General features: G+C 64.3%; 14 protein-coding genes. 10 read left to right on the top strand and 4 right to left on the bottom strand.

Translation table 11 applies throughout. The features are described 5' to 3' along the window. Positions 1 to 170 precede the first annotated feature (170 nt). From clpS to AC56LH_RS03945, 3 genes are all read left to right on the top strand, one after another. On the top strand, positions 171 to 473 hold the full coding sequence (gene clpS, locus AC56LH_RS03935; RefSeq protein ID WP_137175749.1) for an ATP-dependent Clp protease adapter ClpS: 303 nt from the start codon (positions 171 to 173) through the stop codon (positions 471 to 473). Further along, positions 470 to 2,770 (top strand): ATP-dependent Clp protease ATP-binding subunit ClpA, encoded by a 2,301-nt coding sequence (gene clpA / locus AC56LH_RS03940; protein WP_499573495.1) that lies wholly within the window; start codon positions 470 to 472, stop codon positions 2,768 to 2,770. The genes clpS and clpA overlap by 4 nt, the downstream gene beginning before the upstream one ends. 192 nt (positions 2,771 to 2,962) lie before the next feature. After that, positions 2,963 to 4,528, top strand: a complete 1,566-nt coding sequence (locus tag AC56LH_RS03945; RefSeq protein WP_499644218.1) for a methyl-accepting chemotaxis protein — start codon at positions 2,963 to 2,965, stop codon at positions 4,526 to 4,528. A gap of 115 nt (positions 4,529 to 4,643) precedes the next feature. Here the strand turns inward: AC56LH_RS03945 and AC56LH_RS03950 are convergent, their stop codons facing one another. From AC56LH_RS03950 to prpR, 3 genes are all read right to left on the bottom strand, one after another. Next, positions 4,644 to 5,843, bottom strand: coding sequence for a trans-sulfuration enzyme family protein (locus AC56LH_RS03950; protein WP_499644220.1), 1,200 nt, complete (start codon positions 5,841 to 5,843; stop codon positions 4,644 to 4,646). Next, positions 5,840 to 7,219 (bottom strand): pyridoxal-phosphate dependent enzyme, encoded by a 1,380-nt coding sequence (locus AC56LH_RS03955; RefSeq protein WP_499644222.1) that lies wholly within the window; start codon positions 7,217 to 7,219, stop codon positions 5,840 to 5,842. Before AC56LH_RS03955 ends, AC56LH_RS03950 begins: the two co-directional genes overlap by 4 nt. Positions 7,220 to 7,381: 162 nt before the next feature. After that, on the bottom strand, positions 7,382 to 9,016 hold the full coding sequence (gene prpR, locus AC56LH_RS03960) for a propionate catabolism operon regulatory protein PrpR (RefSeq protein WP_499644224.1): 1,635 nt from the start codon (positions 9,014 to 9,016) through the stop codon (positions 7,382 to 7,384). Positions 9,017 to 9,191: 175 nt separating this feature from the next. On the opposite strand from prpR, the gene AC56LH_RS03965 reads away from it, so the two are divergent. The 7 genes from AC56LH_RS03965 to AC56LH_RS03995 all read left to right on the top strand — a co-directional run bounded on the left by AC56LH_RS03965 (position 9,192) and on the right by AC56LH_RS03995 (position 20,156). Further along, on the top strand, positions 9,192 to 9,500 hold the full coding sequence (locus AC56LH_RS03965) for a DUF485 domain-containing protein (protein ID WP_499644226.1): 309 nt from the start codon (positions 9,192 to 9,194) through the stop codon (positions 9,498 to 9,500). Then, positions 9,497 to 11,164 carry a cation acetate symporter gene (locus AC56LH_RS03970; RefSeq protein WP_499644228.1) on the top strand — a complete coding sequence of 556 codons (1,668 nt, stop codon included), beginning with the start codon at positions 9,497 to 9,499 and terminating at the stop codon, positions 11,162 to 11,164. The genes AC56LH_RS03965 and AC56LH_RS03970 overlap by 4 nt, the downstream gene beginning before the upstream one ends. A gap of 244 nt (positions 11,165 to 11,408) precedes the next feature. Continuing rightward, on the top strand, positions 11,409 to 12,299 hold the full coding sequence (gene prpB / locus AC56LH_RS03975) for a methylisocitrate lyase (protein ID WP_499644230.1): 891 nt from the start codon (positions 11,409 to 11,411) through the stop codon (positions 12,297 to 12,299). A gap of 11 nt (positions 12,300 to 12,310) precedes the next feature. Continuing rightward, positions 12,311 to 13,471 (top strand): bifunctional 2-methylcitrate synthase/citrate synthase, encoded by a 1,161-nt coding sequence (prpC, locus tag AC56LH_RS03980; protein WP_499644232.1) that lies wholly within the window; start codon positions 12,311 to 12,313, stop codon positions 13,469 to 13,471. Between the two features lie 175 nt (positions 13,472 to 13,646). Then, positions 13,647 to 16,247: a Fe/S-dependent 2-methylisocitrate dehydratase AcnD gene (acnD, locus tag AC56LH_RS03985; RefSeq protein WP_499644234.1), complete on the top strand. Its 2,601-nt coding sequence runs from the start codon at positions 13,647 to 13,649 to the stop codon at positions 16,245 to 16,247. Further along, entirely contained in the window at positions 16,244 to 17,437 is a 1,194-nt protein-coding gene (gene prpF, locus AC56LH_RS03990) for a 2-methylaconitate cis-trans isomerase PrpF (RefSeq protein WP_499644235.1), read from the top strand. The genes acnD and prpF overlap by 4 nt, the downstream gene beginning before the upstream one ends. 118 nt (positions 17,438 to 17,555) lie before the next feature. Beyond that, entirely contained in the window at positions 17,556 to 20,156 is a 2,601-nt protein-coding gene (locus tag AC56LH_RS03995; RefSeq protein WP_499644237.1) for a bifunctional diguanylate cyclase/phosphodiesterase, read from the top strand. Here AC56LH_RS03995 and xth read toward each other — a convergent pair. After that, the gene (gene xth, locus AC56LH_RS04000) at positions 20,153 to 20,920 is read right to left on the bottom strand and encodes an exodeoxyribonuclease III (protein ID WP_499644239.1); all 768 of its coding nucleotides are present in this window, start codon (positions 20,918 to 20,920) and stop codon (positions 20,153 to 20,155) included. The two genes, AC56LH_RS03995 and xth, sit on opposite strands and share 4 nt — an antisense overlap. Positions 20,921 to 21,300: the final 380 nt, after the last annotated feature.

Consider the following 21,300-nt stretch of genomic DNA (forward strand, 5'->3'; position numbering starts at 1 on the left):
GGTTTGGGGCGCAGGTTGTCAAATTTTTCACGGTATTCCTGCGCGCCGGACTTGATTTCGGCAATCGAAACGCCATCTGCGCAGTTATCCGAAAAAGCGTAAGATGGAAATATCAGAAAACGAGCTGATGTTTACGCTCGGCACCAACCTCGGAAGTATTAGAATACCCCATGGCAACGAAGCACGATACTGAACAACTGCTAGAGCGGCAGACCGTCAAACCGCCTCCGCTATACCAGGTGGCGCTACTGAACGATGATTACACGCCGATGGAATTTGTCGTGGCCGTGATCCAGGAGTATTTCAACAAGGATCGGGAAACGGCCACGCAGATCATGCTGTCGGTGCACCAGAATGGCAAAGGGGTGTGCGGCGTGTTTTCCAAAGATATAGCGTGTACCAAAGTGGAGTTTGTCTTAACGCATGCACGCAAGGCAGGGCATCCCCTGCAGTGCGTGATGGAGGAAGTATGATTGCGCAGGAACTTGAAGTATCCCTACACATGGCCTTTGTCGAGGCACGCCAGGCACGCCACGAGTTCATCACCGTGGAGCACCTGCTGTTGGCATTGCTCGATAATCCTTCGGCCGCCGAAGTCCTGCGTGCATGCGCGGTCAATATTGAAGACCTGCGCAAGACCCTGACGAATTTCATCGGCGATAACACCCCCACCGTGCCTGGCACGGGCGAGGTCGACACCCAGCCAACGCTGGGTTTCCAGCGCGTGATCCAGCGCGCGATCATGCACGTGCAGTCGGCGTCCAACGGCAAGAAGGAAGTCACCGGCGCCAACGTGCTGGTGGCAATCTTCGGCGAAAAGGACTCGCACGCGGTGTACTACCTGCACCAGCAGGGCGTGACCCGTCTCGACGTGGTCAATTTCATTTCGCACGGCGTGCGCAAGGACCAGCAGGTCGACACCTCCAAGGCGCCTGAAGGCGTCGAGGAAGCGCAGGTCGAAGGTCAGGCCAAAGAGAGCCCGCTGGACCAGTTCACGCAAAACTTGAACAAGGCAGCTGCCGACGGCAAGATCGATCCGCTGATCGGGCGCGAAGAAGAAGTCGATCGCGTGATCCAGATCCTGTGCCGTCGCCGCAAGAACAATCCGCTGCTGGTGGGCGAGGCGGGCGTGGGTAAAACCGCGATCGCCGAGGGCCTGGCATGGCGCATCGTCCAGGAAGACGTGCCTGAAATCCTGCAGAACGCAGTCGTGTTCTCGCTGGACATGGGCGCACTGCTGGCCGGCACCAAGTACCGCGGTGACTTCGAGCAGCGTCTGAAGGCTGTGCTCAAGCAGATCAAGGACACGCCGAACGGCATCCTGTTCATCGACGAGATCCACACGATCATCGGCGCCGGTTCGGCATCGGGCGGTACGCTCGACGCATCGAACCTGCTGAAGCCGGCGTTGGCCAATGGCCAGCTCAAGTGCATCGGTGCGACCACGTTCACCGAGTACCGCGGCGTGTTCGAAAAAGACCATGCGCTGTCGCGCCGGTTCCAGAAGGTCGACGTCAACGAGCCGACGGTCGAACAGACCATCGCCATCCTGCGTGGCCTGAAATCGCGCTTCGAAGAGCACCACGGCGTGAAGTACTCGGCCTCGGCCCTGACCACGGCTGCCGAACTGGCTGCGCGCTTCATCAATGACCGTCACCTGCCCGACAAGGCAATCGACGTGATCGACGAAGCCGGTGCTGCCCAGCGCGTCCTGCCGAAGTCGAAGCAGAAGAAAACCATCGGCAAGGCCGAGATCGAGGACATCATTGCCAAGATCGCGCGCATCCCGCCGCAATCGGTCAATCAGGACGATCGCAGCAAGCTGCAGACGATCGACCGCGACCTGCGCAACGTCGTGTTCGGGCAAGACCCGGCGATCGAAGCGCTGTCGGCAGCGATCAAGATGGCGCGCGCCGGCCTTGGCAAAACGGACAAGCCGATTGGCTCGTTCCTGTTCTCGGGCCCGACCGGTGTCGGCAAGACCGAGGTCGCCAAGCAATTGGCCTTCATCATGGGCATCGAGCTGGTGCGCTTCGACATGTCCGAGTACATGGAGCGGCATGCTGTCTCGCGCCTGATCGGTGCGCCACCGGGCTATGTTGGTTTCGACCAGGGTGGCCTGCTGACCGAAGCAATCACCAAGAAGCCGCACACCGTGCTGCTGCTGGACGAGATTGAAAAAGCCCACCCGGACATTTTCAACATCCTGCTGCAGGTGATGGACCATGGCACGCTGACCGACAACAACGGTCGCAAGGCCGACTTCCGCAACGTGATCATCATCATGACCACGAATGCGGGCGCGGAAAGCCTGACCAAGCGGTCGGTCGGTTTCGTCAACTCGCGTGAAGCGGGCGACGAGATGGGCGACATCAAGCGCATGTTCACGCCGGAGTTCCGCAACCGTCTGGATGCGATCATCAGCTTCCGCGCGCTGGACGAAGACATCATCCTGCGCGTCGTCGACAAGTTCCTGATGCAGCTCGAAGAGCAGCTGCACGAGAAAAAAGTCGAAGCCATCTTCACCGAGAAGCTGCGCAAGTTCCTCGGCCAGAAAGGGTTCGATCCGTCGATGGGTGCACGCCCGATGTCGCGCCTGATCCAGGATCTGATCCGCAAGGCGCTGGCCGACGAACTGCTGTTCGGCCGCCTGACCAACGGTGGTCGCGTGACGGTCGACCTGAACGAGAAGGACGACGTGGTCCTCGAGTTCCCCGAGGGCGATGTCAGCCCGCCACCGGCCCCGGCCGAGACGGTCGAAATCGAGTAAGCAGGTTCGCTCCCGCAAAAGCCCGCGCACGCAAGTGCCGCGGGCTTTTTTCATGCTTGGCGTCACCCACACGTAACGCTGAATGCGCAGTTCATCGCGGCAATCCCACTTGCTCTGGTGCTATTTCACGTTCCTGTCATCAAACATTCCTAGACTGTGCGCACACGTCGTTTCACACTCACGGAAATCCCAATGCGACTCGCACCGCGCACTACTTTTTCCAAGCTCATCGGTGCCTTTGGCATCCTGTCCCTTGTCATTGTCATCATCGCCGCCGTTGCCGTCTGGCGCATGCACGCAGCCGACGTCATCACGTCCAACCTGGTCGACGACAAGCTCGCCAAGCAACAACTGACCTCCGAACTGCTTGGCGTCGCGCGCCTCAACGGCTCGCGCGCCGTGTCAATCGCACGCAGTGACAGCCTGGAGCTGGGGGATTATTTCGGCGCGCAACTGGCCGAGGGGAGCAAGATCGCCAGCAACATCGAGGTGAAACTGGGCAAATTGTCTGCCACCGCACAGGAACGCACGCTGATCGCCGCAGCGGGGGAGCGCAAGGCGGCGCTGGCCGCGATCCAGGCCGACCTGTTCAAGGCCAAGGAACTCGGTCAGACCGGCCTGGTCGAAGAGATCCTCACCAAACGATGGGAGCCAGCCTATGGAGCAGAGGTTGCCGCGCTCGAGCGCCTGCTGACGTACGAAAGCACTGAAGCGCACCGGCTGGCCGATGAATCGGCAGCCGCATCGAGCTTCAGCAAGGCGCTGCTGCTGGTGCTGGGCGCCGCCGCCCTGGCCGTCGCCGGTGGTCTGGCCTGGCTGCTGACCCGTAATCTGGTCGTGCCGCTCAGACAAGCCGCCACGCTGGCCGAGCAGGTGGCCCACGGCGACCTGCGTCCGACCATCCGCCACGCCCGCACGGATGAAATCGGCCGCCTGTTTGATGCGCTCAATGGCATGACGCACGGCGTGTCGGGGACCGTGGCGCAAGTGCTGCAAGGGGCGCAGGCAATCGATGCAGCGTCGGGCGAAATCGCCGAAGGCAATCAGGACCTGTCGATCCGCACCGAGCGCCAGGCCGAATCGCTGCGCGAAACGGTGACGGCGATGGATGCGCTGTCGGACGCCATCGCCAGCAACAACGTCAACGCGCAGCAGGCCAATGTGCTGGCCCAGACGGCATCCGGCGTGGCCGCCGAGGGCGCGCAGGCCGTGGGTCAGCTGGTGGTGCGCATGGGCGCGATCAAGGCGTCGGCTGCGCGCATCGTCGACATCACCGGGATGATCGACAGTATCGCCTTCCAGACGAATATCCTGGCGCTGAATGCAGCGGTGGAAGCGGCGCGCGCCGGCAGCGAGGGGCGGGGCTTTGCGGTGGTGGCATCCGAAGTACGCAACCTGGCGCAGCATTCGGCCAATGCCGCCAAAGAAATCAAGAAGCTGATCGGCGAATCGTCGCACGAGATCGAGGTCGGCACCGGCATGGCGGAAGCCGCCGGCTCGACGATGCGCGCCATGCTGCAACACGTGCACGAGGTGGCGGGCATCCTGGGCCAGATCCACACCGCCAGCGCTGGTCAGGCCAATGGCGTCACGCAGGTCAGCCGCGCGATTGCCGAGATGGACCTGTCGACCCAGCAGAATGCGGCGATGGTGGAAGAGGCAGCCGCTGCGGCCGCCTCGATGCGCCAGCAGGCCGCAGAATTGTCGGCGCTGGTGGCAACATTCAAATTACCTCAAGAGCCCCTGTTGCTGGCGTAGGGTGGGCGCGACCGGCGAGGCGGCTTCGCCGTCCACGCGGTGATGGTTGGCGGAACGGTCATCCGGAAAGAGATCGAGGTCGGATTTCACCCGGATGATGAAGGCAACTCGACAATCAAATCGCTGCCAGCGCCCGCCGCAAATCCTCCCGCTGATCGTCGATATGCTCGATCCCGACCGACAACCGGATCAGCCCGTCGCCAATCCCCAGTTCGGCACGCCGCTCCGGCGGAATGCTCGCATGCGTCATCAGCGCCGGATGCTCGATCAGGCTTTCCACGCCGCCCAGGCTTTCGGCCAGCGTGAACACTTCACAGGCTTCAAGGAAGCGCCGCGCGCCGTCCAGGTCGGTGTCCAGCTCAATGGAGACAATCCCGCCATAACCGCCATGCATCTGGTTGCGCGCCAGCGCGTGCTGCGGATGCGACTCCAGTCCCGGATAGTGCACCTTGCGGATTTGCGGCTGCTGCTCGAGCCAGCTGGCCAGCAGAAGCGCGTTGCCGCTGCTGCGCTCGACGCGCAGGGCCAGCGTCTTGATCCCGCGCAGCACGAGAAAACTGTCGAATGGGCCCTGGATCGCGCCGACCGAGTTCTGGATGAAACCGAGCTTTTCGGCCAGCCCCGTCTGGTGGTCGCTGGCGCCGACGATGGCCACGCCGCCGATCACGTCCGAGTGGCCGTTGATGTACTTGGTGGTCGAGTGCACGACGATGTCGAACCCGTGTTCGAGCGGGCGCTGGATGATCGGGCTGGCGAACGTGTTGTCGCACACGCACAGGATGCCGCGTGCGTGGCACAGGCTCGCAATGGCCGTCAGGTCGGCCAGCTTGAGCATCGGGTTGGTGGGCGTCTCGACCCACACCATGCGCGTGGCTGGCGTGATGGCGGCGGCCAGTGCATCCGCGTCGGACAAATCGACGTAGCTGAACGTGTGCCCGGCGCTGTCGCGGCGCACGCGTTCGAATAGGCGGTAGGTGCCGCCGTACATGTCGTCGCCGGCCACGATGTGCGAGCCGCTCGGAAGCAGTTCCAGCACGGCGGCAATCGCCGCCAGGCCCGACGCGAATGCGAAGGCGGCGCGGCCGCCCTCGATGTCGGCCAGCGAGCGTTCGAGTGCGAAGCGGGTCGGATTGTGCGAGCGGCCGTAGTCGAAGCCCTGGTGCACGCCCGGGCTTTCCTGGCGATAGGTGGAAGTGGCGAAGATCGGCGGCATCACGGCGCCGGTCGCGGGTTCGGGTGACTGGCCGCCGTGGATGACGCGGGTAGCCAGGTGGCGTTTGAATTCGATCGTGTGTTTGGTGTCCGGATGGGTCACGAGAGTGTCCTTCGCAGGTGATTGAGCAGGTCGAAGCGCGTGATCAGGCCGAAGAACTGCGGCCCGTCGGCGATCACGGCAGTAAGGCCCCGGTCGAGAATGTCGCGCAGTTGCGCCATGCTCGCGCCAGGGGGCAGGGTTTGGAGGTCGGCCGTCATCGTGGACGACACCGGCGCGCCGAAATGGTCGTTCGATTGTGTGACCTTCAGCAGCAGGTCGGATTCATCGATCAGGCCCGCCAGGCGCCCATCGGCGTCCATCACGGGCAGTTGCTGCAGATCGCTCGAGCGCATGCGGTTGAACGCAGTGAGCAGCGTATCCGACGGCGCCAGCGTGATGACTTCGCCGGCGTCGTGGCGGCGCCCGATCAGGTCGCGCAGGTCGCCCGTTTTCGGGCGCGTGATCAGGCCCTGGTCGACCATCCAGCCATCGCTGTACACCTTGCTGAGATAGCGCGTACCGGTGTCGCAGACAAACGTGACGACGCGCTTGGGGCGCGTCTGCGCGCGGCAGTATTTGAGCGCTGCCGCCAGCAGCGTGCCAGTGGACGAGCCGCCCAGGATGCCTTCCTGCTGCAGCAGGAGGCGGGCGGTCGCGAAGCTTTCTTCGTCGGTGATCGTGTAGGCCTTCTTGACGCGGGTGAGGTCGGCAATGCCGGGAATGAAATCTTCGCCGATGCCTTCCACGGCCCACGAGCCGGCATGCTGCGACACGTGGCCGGTCTCGACGTATTCGGCCAGGATCGAACCCTTCGGATCGGCCAGGATGAATTCGAGCTGGGGCGCGGCTTTCTTGAAGTAGCGCGACAGGCCGGTGAGCGTGCCGGACGAACCGACCCCGAGGACGATCGCGTCCAGCTTGTGCTTGGCCTGGTCCCAGATTTCGGGGCCGGTCGTGGTTTCGTGGGCGCGCGGATTGGCCGGGTTGTTGAACTGGTCGGCGAACCAGGCGCCGGGAATCTGCCTGGCCAGCCGCGCGGCGAGATCCTGGTAGTACTCCGGGTGGCCCTTGCCGACGTCGGAGCGGGTCAGGTGGATTTCGGCGCCAAGCGCCTTGAGGTGCAGGATTTTTTCGGGCGCCATCTTGTCTGGCACGACGAGCACGACGCGGTAGCCCTTGATGCGCGCGACCAGCGCCAGGCCCAGGCCCGTGTTGCCGGCAGTGGCTTCGACGACGGTGCCGCCGGGATTGAGTAGGCCGTCATGCTCGGCCTGTTCGATCATCGTCTTGCCGATGCGGTCCTTGATGGAGCCGCCGGGATTCTGCGATTCAAGCTTCAGGAACAGCTGGCAGGGCCCCGTATCGATGCGGGTCACTTCCACCATCGGGGTATCGCCAATCAGGGAAAACAAAGCCGCTTGCGACGCATGTTGCATGGTTGCCTCCGTTGGGGTCGGACTGCGGCGCCGCGGATAGGGGCGCCGCGGCCGGTATGCTGAGGGACTGGCGCGGATTGGCGCCAGGCCATATCAAAGAATCATGATACGAGTTTTCGGTGGACGTTGCTTTGGAGCGTCTTAAGGGTTGAAGATTAGAGGTCAGCCTTCCGCCTTCAACCGCCGCCACAGCGTCGTACGGCTGATCCCCAGATGATCGGCCGCCAGGTCGCGCTGCCCGCCAAAGCGCGCCAGCACCGCGGCTGCCGATTCCCGGGTGGGCCCGGCCGCAGCGCTGGCCAATGCGCTGGCCGGGGCAGTACCACGCGCCAGCTCCGGCGCCACCGACAGCATGAAGCCGGGCGTGAGCGCCTGCAGCGGCTCGGCCGCCAAAAACAGCGCCAGGCGCTCGGTCAGGTTGCGCAGCTCGCGCACGTTACCGGGCCACGCATAGCCTGTGAGCAGGGGCGTGCATGCCTTCAGTTCGGCCAGCAGGTTCGGATGCGGACGCGCATCGAGCGCGGCCAGTGCGCCCTTGAGTGACCATTCGAGCAGCGGCGCGATGTCCTGCACCCGTGCCCGCAGCGGCGGCAGGGCCAGGCGCAGCACCGCCAGGCGATAGAACAGGTCGGCCCGGAAGCGCCCGTCGCGCACGCGCGCCTCCAGGTCGCAGTGGGTGGCGCTGATCACGCGCACATCGATTGGCACCGGCCGCGTGCCGCCCACGCGCATCACTTCGCGCTCCTCCAGCACGCGCAGCAGGCGCGTTTGCAGGCCGAGGGGCATTTCGCCGATCTCGTCGAGAAACAGCGTGCCGCCATTGGCCGCTTCGAACAGGCCCGCGTGGCCACCGCGGCGCGCGCCGGTGAAGGCGCCGTCTTCATGGCCGAACAGTTCCGATTCGAGCAGCGACTCGGCAATCGCGCCGCAATTGATGGCGACGAACGGGCGATTCGCGTCCTTGCGTGGACTCTCGCGGTGGATCGCCTGCGCCACGAGTTCCTTGCCGCTGCCGGTTTCGCCTTCGATCAGCACGGTGCCGGGCGAGCGCGCGTACAGCACGACGGTCTGGCGCAACTGCTGCATCGCGGGCGAGTCGCCGCGCAGGTCGTTCAGGCCGCGCCGCAGTCGTTGCTTGCCAGGCAGCGTGCTGCTGATTCGGGTTCGACCACGGCTGCGGTCGACCTCGAGCCGCGTCAGGCGCGCCAGTTCGAGTGCATCGTCGAACGCTTGCCGGATCGACGCCGCCGAATACAGGAACACAGCGCGCAGGCCGGCTTCTTCTGCCAGGTCGGTCACCGAGCCGGCGCCGACGATGACGGCCACGCCCAGCGCCTTGAGTTCATCGACGGCGGCGCGCGCATCTTCCTGCGTCACATAGCTGCGCTGGACCAGGTCCAGGCCGAAGCCGGCCGCGAACTCGGCCAGCTCCGGGAGCAGGGCGCCGTAACTGACGACGCCAATGGCGCCGGGCGCATTGCCGGCGAGCTTGCGCGCGCGCGTGAGCGCCTGCAGCACGTCGAAACCGCTGGCCCGGGCAGCGACCACCGGCACCGAGACGCGGCTCTTGAGCCAGGCCGCGTTCGAGCCGGCCGCGATCACGACGTCGCAATGCTCGGTGGCCAGCCGCTCACGGATGTGGGTGGCCGCTTCGTCGAAACCGATGTGGAGGGGCTCGATCGACGCCAGGTGATCGTATTCGACGGTGATGTCGCGAAACAGCGCGGACAGGCGCGAGACCGACACCGTCCAGATGATGGGCTTGTCGCCAGCGGAAGAGGGGCGTGGGGAATCCATGTTTCAAGTGTAGTGCAAATGAAGGTCGTTGTTTCAGCCTGAAACGCGCCATGGGCGAACGACGGGTCGTAATTAAGCTTGCCGCGTAAGAATCCGGTAAGGGCATGCCCGTAGGATGGGTCGCAGCCACAAAGGCAGCCGAACCACGGCATTATCAAAAGAATCAGGAGACAAAGTGGATCAAGACATCGTAGAACGGGTCAAGAATGACCCCAATTACCAGAAGCTCAAACGCATCCGTTCCCGCTTCGGCTGGACGCTGACCTGGGCCATGATGATCGTGTACTACGGCTTCACGCTGCTGGTCGCGTTCGACAAGGAGTTCATGGGCACCCCGATCGGCAACAGTGTCATCACCTGGGGCATTCCCCTGGGCCTGTTCGTCATCGTGTTCACTGTGGTGATTACCGGCATTTATGTGCGCCGCGCCAACCGCGAATACGACGAGTTGAGCGACGCCATCCGTGCAAAGGTGGGCGCATGATGGCCGGCGCTCGCACCTCCTCACTGCTGGCATTCGTGCTGCTGGCCGCCTCCGGCATTGCTTGTGCCGCGCCCGACATGGGCCAGGCCGTTCGCCAGCCGACCAACTGGACCGCGATCAGCATGTTCGCGCTGTTCGTCGTCGGCACGCTGTTCATCACCAAGTGGGCCGCAGCCAAGACCAAGTCGGCGTCTGACTTCTACACCGCCGGCGGCGGTATCACGGGCTTCCAGAACGGCCTGGCGATCGCGGGCGACTTCATGTCGGCGGCATCGTTCCTCGGTATTTCGGCCGCCGTGTTCCTCGACGGTTACGATGGCCTGATCTACGCGATCGGCTTCCTGGTCGGCTGGCCTGTCATCACGTTCCTGATGGCCGAGCGCCTGCGTAACCTGGGCCGCTTCACGTTTGCCGACGTGGCCTCGTACCGCTTCGCGCAAAAGCCGATCCGCGTGTTCGCGGCGTCCGGCACGCTGGTCGTCGTCGCGTTCTACCTGATCGCACAGATGGTCGGCGCGGGTCAGCTGATCAAGCTGCTGTTCGGTCTGGAATACTGGATCGCCGTCGTGCTGGTCGGTATCCTGATGATGGTCTACGTGCTGTTCGGCGGCATGACGGCCACTACTTGGGTCCAGATCATCAAGGCCGTGCTGCTGCTGTCGGGCGCGTCGTTCATGGCGTTCTCGGTGCTGGCGCAGTACAACTTCAGCCCGGCCAAGCTGTTCCAGACCGCGACCGAAGTGCACGCCAAGGGCACCGCCATCATGGGTCCGGGCAGCTTCATCAAGGATCCGATCTCGGCCATCTCGTTCGGCATGGCGCTGATGTTCGGTACCGCCGGCCTGCCACACATCCTGATGCGCTTCTTCACCGTCCCGAGCGCGAAGGAAGCGCGCAAGTCGGTGCTGTGGGCAACTACCTGGATCGGCTACTTCTACATCCTGACCTTCATCATCGGCTTCGGCGCGATCGTGCTGGTGGGTACCAACCCGGCATTCAAGGATGCAGCCGGTGCTCTGCTGGGCGGTAACAATATGGCGGCGGTCCACCTGGCCAAGGCCGTGGGCGGCGACGTGTTCCTGGGCTTCATCTCGGCGGTGGCGTTCGCGACCATCCTGGCCGTGGTGGCGGGCTTGACGCTGTCGGGCGCTTCGGCCGTGTCGCACGATCTGTATGCGACCGTGTTCAAGAAGGGCAACGCCACCAGCGAAAACGAGCTGCGCGTATCGAAGATCACCACCATCGGCCTGGGTATCGTGGCCGTGGTCTTGGGTATCGCTTTTGAGAAGCAGAACGTCGCCTTCATGGTGTCGCTGGCCTTCGCGATTGCCGCCTCGGCCAACTTCCCGGTGCTGTTCATGTCGGTGCTGTGGAAGGATTGCACCACCCGCGGCGCCACGATCGGGGGCTTCCTGGGTCTGGCCACGGCAGTGGGCCTGACGATCGTGTCGAAATCGGTGTGGGTCGATGTGCTGCACCATCCGGCCGCGATCTTCCCGTACGCCTCGCCAGCGATCTTCTCGATGGCAGTGGGCTTCATCGGTATCTGGCTGTTCTCGATCACCGACAAGGGTCCTCGTGCCCGGATCGACCGTGCAGGCTTCGAGGCGCAGCAGGTGCGTGCCGAGACCGGTATCGGCGCATCGGGCGCGTCGGGTCACTAAGACCGGCTCAGCTATCTAATCAACCGGGTGTGCGCTGAAAGGCGCCACCCGGTTTTTTGCGCCTAAATGTTTCATGTTTCAGGTGCGTGTTTCAGCGTGAAACAAGGGCACACGAATTTAGCGAGGATTTGGGTAGAATAGGCACGCAAGTGCTTGAAATATCGCCTCATGGCGGATCGAGCAACGCTGGCACGGTGCTTGCAATGAAGACCATAACTTCTTCACCGTGATGACAAGGACCAGCATGAGCAAACTTTCCGCAGGCGCCGCTTTCCGCCAGGCGATCCTCGATGAATCCCCGCTGCAAGTCGTGGGCGCGATCAACGCCAACCACGCATTGCTGGCCAAGCGCGCCGGCTTCAAGGCCATCTACCTGTCCGGCGGCGGCGTTGCTGCCGGCTCGCTTGGCCTGCCTGACTTGGGCATCTCGAACCTCGACGACGTGCTGGTCGACGTGCGCCGCATCACCGACGTGTGCGACCTGCCGTTGCTGGTCGACGTCGACACGGGTTTCGGCGCCTCGGCCTTCAACGTCGCGCGCACTGTGCGTTCGCTGTCCAAGGCTGGCGCGGCCGCCTGCCACATCGAAGACCAGGTCGGCGCCAAGCGCTGCGGCCACCGGCCCGGCAAGGAAATCGTCAGCAAGGAAGAAATGGTCGACCGCATCCGGGCCGCCGCCGATGCCCGCCTGGACGACGACTTCGTGATCATGGCGCGCACCGATGCGCTGGCCGTCGAAGGCCTGGACGCGGCGATCGAGCGCGCCGTGGCCTGCGTGGAAGCGGGCGCCGACATGATCTTCCCTGAAGCGATGACGACGCTCGACATGTACAAGCGCTTCGCCGACGCCGTCAAGGTGCCGGTGCTGGCCAACATCACCGAGTTCGGCGCGACGCCGCTGTTTACCGTCGACGAGCTGGCCGGTGCTGGCGTGGGCCTGGTGCTGTATCCGCTGTCGGCGTTTCGCGCGATGAACAAGGCCGCCGAAAACGTCTACACCGCGATCCGCCGCGACGGCACGCAGCAGCACGTGCTGGACACGATGCAGACGCGTGCCGAACTGTATGACCGCATCGATTACCACAGCTACGAGCAGAAGCTCGACGCGCTGTTTGCCCAGAACAAAGTCAAGTAAGGAGACCCCAGATGACTACGCAGAACCAGGAAGCCCCGACCTTCAAGCCGAAGAAATCCGTCGCCCTGTCCGGCGTTGCCGCTGGTAACACCGCCCTGTGCTCGGTTGGCAAATCGGGCAACGACCTGCATTACCGCGGCTACGACATCCTCGACATCGCGACCACCAGCGAATTCGAGGAAATCGCCTACCTGCTGGTGCACGGCAAGCTGCCGAACGACGGCGAACTGCGCGGCTACAAGGCCAAGCTGCGCTCGCTGCGCGGCCTGCCGCAGGCGCTCAAAAGCGCGCTCGAAGCATTGCCGGCCAATGCCCATCCGATGGACGTGATGCGCACGGGCGTGTCGGTCCTGGGCTGCACGCTGCCCGAGAAGGACGACCACCACATCACCGGCGCGCGCGATATCGCCGACCGCCTGATGGCGTCGTTCGGCTCGATGCTGCTGTATTGGTACCACTTCAGCCACAGCGGCAAACGCATCGAGGTGAATACTGACGACGATTCGATTGGCGGCCACTTCCTGCACCTGCTGCACGGCTTCGCGCCAAAGGAATCGTGGGTGCGCGCGATGCACACGTCGCTGATCCTGTACGCCGAACACGAATTCAATGCCTCGACCTTCACCGCCCGCGTGATCGCCGGCACCGGCTCGGACATCCACTCGGCCATCACGGGCGCGATCGGCGCGCTGCGCGGCCCGAAGCACGGCGGCGCCAACGAAGTCGCGCACGACATCCAGAAGCGCTATGACAACCCGGACGAAGCCGAAGCCGATATCCGCAACCGCGTGGCCAACAAGGAAGTCGTGATCGGCTTCGGCCATCCGGTCTACACGATCTCGGACCCGCGCAACAAGGTGATCAAGGAAGTGGCGCGCACTTTGTCGGAAGAGGGCGGCTCGATGAAGATGTTCGACATCGCCGAGCGCCTCGAGACCGTGATGTGGGACGTGAAAAAAATGTTCCCGAACCTGGACTGGTTCTCGGCCGTGTCGTACCACATGATGGGCGTGCCGACGGCGATGTTCACGCCGCTGTTCGTCATCGCGCGCACGTCCGGCTGGGCGGCGCACGTTATCGAGCAGCGCATCGACAACAAGATCATCCGCCCGAGCGCCAATTACGTGGGGCCGGAGGATCTGCAGTTCGTGCCGCTGGCAGAGCGCAAGTAACGCAAATAAGCGCAGCCACTTGACCACCAACTCCGGCACGTCGTTCCCGTGCAGGCGGGAATCCAAGTTCAGCCCAGGTGACCACTATCAGCGTTCCTGGCTTGCTAATTGACTTGGGTTCCCGCCTTCGCGGGAACGACGGTTTCGGGGTTAGCTAAAAAGATCGAACACCGCCATGAATACTGATTACCGCATACCCCTGCCGGGCACGGAGCTCGACTACTTCGACACCCGCGCCGCCGTCGACGCGATCCTGCCTGGCGCTTACGCTACGCTGCCCTACACGTCGCGCGTGCTGGCCGAGAACCTCGTGCGCCGCTGCGCGCCCGCGAGCCTGCGCGATTCGCTGAAGCAGCTCATCGAACGCAAGCGCGACCTCGATTTTCCTTGGTTCCCGGCGCGCGTGGTCTGCCACGACATCCTGGGCCAGACCGCACTGGTCGACCTGGCCGGCCTGCGCGACGCCATTGCCCTGCAAGGGGGCGACCCGGCGCTGGTCAACCCAGTGGTGCCGACGCAGCTCGTCGTCGATCATTCGCTGGCCGTCGAATGCGGCGGGTTCGACCCGGATGCGTTCACCAAGAACCGCGCCATCGAAGATCGCCGCAATGAAGACCGCTTCCACTTCATCGACTGGACCAAGAAGGCCTTCAAGAACGTCGACGTGATCCCGCCCGGGAACGGCATCCTGCACCAGATTAATCTCGAGCGCATGTCGCCCGTGATCCAGTCGGAGCGCGGCGTGGCTTATCCGGACACGCTGGTCGGCACCGACTCGCACACGCCGATGGTCGACGCCCTTGGCGTGCTCGCCATCGGTGTCGGCGGGCTCGAAGCCGAGAGCGTGATGCTGGGCCGCGCCTCGTGGATGCGCCTGCCCGACATCGTCGGCGTCGAACTCACCGGCAAGCCGCAGCCGGGCATCACCGCGACCGACGTGGTGCTGGCGCTGACCGAGTTCCTGCGCAATGCCAAAGTCGTCTCGACCTATCTGGAATTTTTCGGTGCCGGCGCAGCTGCGCTGACGCTGGGCGACCGCGCAACGATCGCGAACATGGCGCCCGAATTCGGCGCCACCGCCGCGATGTTCTACATCGACGAGCAAACCATCAAGTACCTGCGCCTGACGGGGCGCGACGACGCGACCGTGCACCTGGTCGAGACGTATGCGAAGCACGCCGGCCTGTGGGCTGACAGCCTGCAGAGCGCCGAATACGAACGCACGCTGTCGTTCGATTTGTCAAACGTGGTGCGCAATATCGCCGGGCCGTCCAATCCGCACAAGCGCGTGCCGACGTCCGAACTGGCTGCGCGGGGCATCTCGGGCCTGGTGGAAAATACACCGGGCCAGATGCCCGATGGCGCCGTCATCATCGCCGCGATCACCAGCTGCACCAACACCAGCAACCCGCGCAATATGGTCACGGCAGGTCTGTTGGCTCGCAATGCCAACCGCGCCGGCCTGACCCGTAAACCCTGGGTGAAAAGTTCACTGGCGCCCGGCTCGAAGGCCGTCGCGCTGTACCTCGACGAAGCAGGCCTGAGCCAGGAGCTCGACCAGCTGGGCTTTGGCGTCGTCGCCTTTGCCTGCACCACCTGCAACGGCATGAGCGGCGCGCTCGATCCGGCGATCCAGGACGAAATCATCAAGCGCGACCTGTACGCGACGGCGGTCCTGTCGGGTAACCGCAATTTTGACGGCCGCATTCACCCGTACGCGAAGCAAGCGTTCCTGGCGTCGCCGCCGCTGGTAGTGGCGTACGCGATTGCCGGCACGATCCGCTTCGATATCGAGAAGGACGTGCTGGGCCTGGATGCTTCTGGGCGCGAAATCCGCCTGGCCAACCTGTGGCCATCGGAGGAAGAAATCGACGCCGTGGTCGCCGCGAGCGTCAAGCCGGAGCAGTTCCGCAAGGTCTACACGCCGATGTTCGCGCGCGTGGCCGACGATGGCGCCGCCGTCAGCCCGCTGTATGACTGGCGTGCGCCGAGCACCTATATTCGCCGGCCACCGTACTGGGAAGGCGCGCTGGCCGGCAGCCGCCCGCTGGCCGGCATGCGGCCACTGGCGGTCCTGGGTGACAACATCACCACCGACCACCTGTCGCCGTCGAACGCGATCCTGCTCGACTCGGCCGCCGGTGAATACCTGGCCAAGATGGGCCTGCCCGAAGAAGACTTCAATTCGTACGCCACGCACCGGGGCGACCACCTGACGGCGCAACGCGCGACGTTCGCCAATCCAACGCTCAAGAACGAGATGGTGAAAGACAGCCACGGCAAGGTGATGGCCGGTTCGCTCGCGCGCATCGAGCCGGAAGGTGAAGTCACCCGCATGTGGGAAGCGATCGAGCATTACATGGCGCGCAAGCAGCCGTTGATCATCATCGCCGGCGCCGATTATGGCCAGGGCTCGTCGCGCGACTGGGCGGCCAAGGGCGTGCGCCTGGCGGGCGTCGAGGCGATTGCGGCCGAAGGCTTCGAGCGCATTCACCGCACCAACCTGGTGGGCATGGGCGTGCTGCCGCTCGAATTCAAGCCGGGCGAAAACCGCATCACCCTGGGCATCGACGGCACCGAAACGTTCGATGTGATCGGCGCCCGTACGCCGCGCGCCGAGCTCACGCTGGTCATCAACCGCGCGAGCGGCGAGCGGGTCGAGGTGGCCGTCACGTGCCGGCTCGATACGGCCGAAGAAGTGGCCATCTACGAAGCCGGCGGCGTGCTGCAACGCTTCGCGCAGGATTTCCTTGAATCGACGGTGAAGGCGGCATGATGGAATCAACCACGTATTCTCCCCAGCGCCGGATCGCCGCCACTTATCTGCGCGGCGGCACCAGCAAGGGCGTGTTCTTCAAGCTGGACGACCTGCCGGAAGACGCCCGCGTGGCGGGTCCCGCGCGCGACGCGCTGCTGCTGCGCGTGATCGGCAGCCCCGACCCGTACGGCAAGCAGATCGACGGCATGGGCGGCGCCACGTCCAGCACCAGCAAGGCCGTCATCGTTGCGGCCTCCGCGCGCGCTGAGCACGACGTTGACTACCTGTTCGGCCAGGTCGCGATCGACAAGCCGTTCGTCGACTGGAGCGGCAATTGCGGCAACCTGTCGGCCGCGGTGGGGCCGTTCGCCATTGCCGCAGGGCTGGTCGATCCGGCGCGCGTGCCGCACGACGGCGTGGCCGTGGTGCGCATCTGGCAGGCCAATATCGGCAAGACCATCCTCGCGCACGTGCCGATGGCCGCCGGCCAGGTGCAGGAAACAGGGGGCTTCGAGCTCGATGGCGTGACCTTCCCGGCGGCCGAGGTGCAGCTCGAGTTCATGGACCCGGCGGCGGAGGAAGAGGGCGGTGGCGGCGCCATGTTCCCGACCGGGAGTCTGGTTGACGAACTCGACGTGCCCGGTGTGGGCGTGCTGCGCGCGACCCTGATCAACGCCGGCATCCCGACCATCTTTATCGACGCTAGCGCGCTGGGCTACGACGGCACCGAGCTGCAGGACGCGATCAATGGCGACCCGCGCGCGCTGGCCGTGTTCGAAACGATCCGCGCCCACGGCGCGCTGCGCATGGGCCTCATTGCCAGCATCGACGAGGCAGGCAAGCGCCAGCACACGCCGAAGGTCGCGTTCGTGGCCAAGGCGGCCGGGTATGTGTCGTCGAGCGGGCGGCAGGTCGCAGCGGGCGAGATCGACCTGCTGGTGCGCGCGCTGTCGATGGGCAAGCTGCATCACGCGATGATGGGCACCGCGGCGGTGGCGATCGGCACGGCGGCGGCCATTCCGGGCACGCTGGTGAACCTGGCGGCCGGCGGCGGCGAGCGCTCGGCGGTGCGGTTCGGCCATCCGTCCGGCACGCTGCGGGTAGGCGCCGAAGCGGTGCTGGACAATGGCCAGTGGCGTGTGGCGAAGGCCAGCATGAGCCGCAGTGCACGCGTCTTGATGGAAGGCTGGGTGCGGGTGCCTGGCTAGTGTCGCATTCTGGTCGCTGCGGATTGGAGTGCCTGGCTGTTCCGGGTTATGATTCACTTAATAGGTTGCTAAATGACAACTCCGGATCATCACTACCCACAGCCTGACTGCCTCGACGATGGATGGATTCTCGACCCCGCAAGTTCCCACGACGCCGGCCGCCAGCCTGCGCGCAATCGAGCTGGGCGGCGTGCGCCGCACGGTGCGCGAACAACGCGCGATCTTTGAGCACGCACCGGTCGGCATCGCCGTCACCCAGCCCGACCAGATCCGTTCATTCAACCCGCGCCTGGGCGAAATGTTCGGCTATGCGCAACATGAACTCGATACCATTTCGCTGCCGGACGTGTGCGTCTCGCCCGAGGCGTATCAGGCCCTGGCCACCGAAGCGTTCACCGTGCTGGGGCGGGGCGAGATGTTCGAAAAGAGCGAGCAGCAGTTTCGTCGTCGTGACGGTTCGCCCTTCTGGGCGCGCCTGCGCGGCTGCTCAGTCGAACCGGGCAACCGCAGCGCGGGAACCATCTGGATCGTCGAGGATGTGACCGAGGCGCGCCAGGCGGCCAGTGAAATGCAGGCGATCATGACCAACGCATCGATCGGCGTCATGTTTACCCGCAACCGCGTGATCCGGCGCGCCAATCCCGCCTTCTGCACGATGTTCGGCTATGCCGCCGACGAGCCGATCGGCCGCTCCACGCGCGTGCTGTATCCGGACGAAGAAGCGTACCGCGCGCTGGGCGCCGATGCGTATCCGCAACTGGCGGATGGCCGGCCGTTTCGCACCGAACGCATCCTCGTGCGCAAGGACGGCGCGCCGGCCTGGGTCCTGATGATCGGCTACCAGGTCAATCCGCTCGACCCGGACAAGGGCACGATCTGGATGCTCGAAGACCGCACCCGCGAAAAGGGCGACGAGCAGTCGCTGCGCGAGGCACTGATGGAAAACCGCGCGATCCTGAATAATGCGGTGCTGGGCATCGCCGTCGTCGAGAACGGCCGCACACTGCACTGCAACCGCAAGATGGAAGAGCTGTTCGGCGCGCCGCCGGGCGGCATGGACGGCGCGCCGGTGCGCGCGCTGTATCCCGACCAGGACAGCTGGCTGGCGGCGCGCACCGTGTCCGAGACGCAGTTCGTCACGGGCCAGGCTCACATGGCCGAGCACGAAATGGTACGGCGTGACGGCACGCGCTTCTGGGCGCGCCTGTCCGGGCGCCTGTTCGACGCTGCGCTCACGCGCGGGCGCAGCGTCTGGCTGGTGGACGACGTGACGGCCCAGCGCGAAGCGGCCGACGCCGTGCGGCGTGCACGCGACGAGCTCGAAGTGCGCGTGGCCGAGCGCACCGCCGAACTGGCCGGCGCCAACGCGCTGCTGCAGGAAGAAATCAATGAGCGGCGCCAGGCCGAGGCGCGCGTGCATCACATGGCCTACCACGACAGCCTGACCGGGTTGCCCAACCGCGCGATGCTGTCCGACCGGCTCGATGCGGCCATGCGCAGCGTGGCCAGCGGTGACGAGGCGCACAAGGGCAACGGCCTGGCGCTGATGTTCCTCGACCTGGACCGCTTCAAGACGATCAACGATTCGCTCGGCCACGTGGTGGGCGACCAGCTGCTGCGCGAAGTCGCGCGGCGGCTGGTGCGTTCAGTGCGCCCTGGTGACCTGGTCGCGCGCCTCGGGGGCGATGAATTCGTCGTGCTGTTGCCCGGGGTCGAGGAGGGTGCTGCCGCTGCTGCGGTCGGCGACGCGATCATCGAGGCGCTGGCATCACCCTGCGCGATCGAAGGCCGCAGCCTGCACATCTCGCCGTCGATCGGCATCTGCCTGTATCCGCAGGACGGCGGCGACGTCGATACGCTGATGCGCCACGCGGACGCGGCGATGTACCAGGCCAAGGCGGCGGGCCGCAACAATTACCAGTTCTTCACCGAGCGCATGAACCAGGCTGCGGCGCGTCACTTCGACCTCGAATCGAGTCTGCGCGGCGCGCTGGCGCGGGGTGAATTCGAGCTGCACTACCAGCCGATCATGTGTACCGCCACGCGCCGCGTGCACGGGCTCGAGGTGCTGCTGCGCTGGCGGCGTGGCGGCAACGAACTGGTCGGTCCGGACGAATTCATCCCGATCCTCGAAGAGAGCGGCATGATCATGGCGGTGGGCGAGTGGGTGATCCGCACCGCGTGCGTGCAGAACCAGCAGTGGCGCAGCGAAGGGCTGGACGTGGTGCCGCTCGCGATCAACCTGTCGGCACGCCAGTTCACGCATCACGGCCTGGTCGACGCGATCGCCGCCATCGTGCGGGAAACCGGCATCGACGCGCGGCTGGTGGAATTCGAGATCACCGAGACCGCCCTGATGCAGCACGGCGGCCAGACGCTCGAGACGCTGCGCCGGATGAATGCGATGGGGACGCGCCTGTCGATCGACGACTTCGGGACCGGCTATTCGAGCCTGGCGTACCTGAAGCGTTTCCCGGTCCACAAGATCAAGATCGACCGCGCTTTCGTGCGCGAGCTGGAAGCCAGTGCCGAAGACCGCGCGATCGTGGCCGCCGTGATGGCGCTGGCCAACAGCCTGCAATTGTCGGTGGTGGCCGAAGGGGTGGAAACGGAAGGGCAGTATGCGCTGCTGCGTTCGTTCGGCTGTCAGTTCGCGCAGGGGTATCTGTTCGCGCGGCCGCTGCCGGCCGCGCAGATCGGCCGGCTGCTGGCCGGTTAATCGGTCAGCGTGGCGACCACGGGTGCGTGGTCGGACGGCTGCTCCCACTTGCGCGTCTCGCGGTCGATGTGGCAGGCGGTGCAGCGCTCGGCCAGGGCTTTGGACAGCAGGATGTGATCGATGCGCAGCCCGCGGTTGCGGCGAAACGCCATCTGGCGGTAATCCCACCAGCTGTACTGCTTCTCGGGCTGCTCGAACAGGCGGAATGCGTCCGCCAGGCCCAGGGCGATCAGCGCCTGCAGCGCATCGCGCTCGGGCACCGAGCAGTGGATCCGGCCTTCCCATTCGGCCACGTCGTGCACGTCGCGCGCATCGGGCGCAATATTGTAGTCGCCGAGAATGGCAAATTGCGGATGCGCTGCCATCTCGGCCGTTACCCACGTCTGCAGGGCCGCCAGCCAGGCCAGCTTGTAGGCGTACTTGTCGGAGCCGACTTCCTGCCCGTTGGGCACGTACGCACAGATAAAGCGCACGCCGCCGATCGTCGCGGCCAGCAGCCGCTGCTGGGGATCCTCGAAGTGCGGATTGTTGCGCACGACATCGTCGATTGGCAGACGGGACAGGATCGCCACGCCGTTGTACGTCTTTTGACCCGAAAACGCGACCTGGTAGCCGGCCGCATTGAGCTCGGCGACCGGGAACTTGTCATCGGTCAGCTTGGTCTCCTGAATACAGAGGACGTCTACGGGGTTGGTTTCCAACCATTGCAACAAATGTGCAAGACGGACTTTTAAAGAATTTACATTCCAAGTGACAATTTTCATCGAGTTCTCTACAGTTAATGGCGGGTCAGTTGCTTGTGACTCAAGATAATCCCGCCTATTTGCTTGCCAACCGGCTATTATTAACGAAATTACCGGTTTGATTGCGCGGTATGCATGAAATAACGGTAGTGAATTGGAGAGTTGGTTGGTATAATTGCAACACTTGATGACACTTTTGATTATAGATTTCCAAAAAGTATTGCCTGTTCGCCGCTTCGAGATTATAAAGAATTGAATCCGGCAGTCGTCGCATGACGCGACAACATCACAGGTTGCTTTTTGTTAATAATAAAATTGTGTATGTGCAACTTTCATTGTACCATTGGCGAGTCGCGATGCAGCGTTGATCGACAGCTGACACAGTTGGTTCAAGCCATCGA

The organism is Telluria sp. LT1R51-2, from assembly GCF_059685775.1.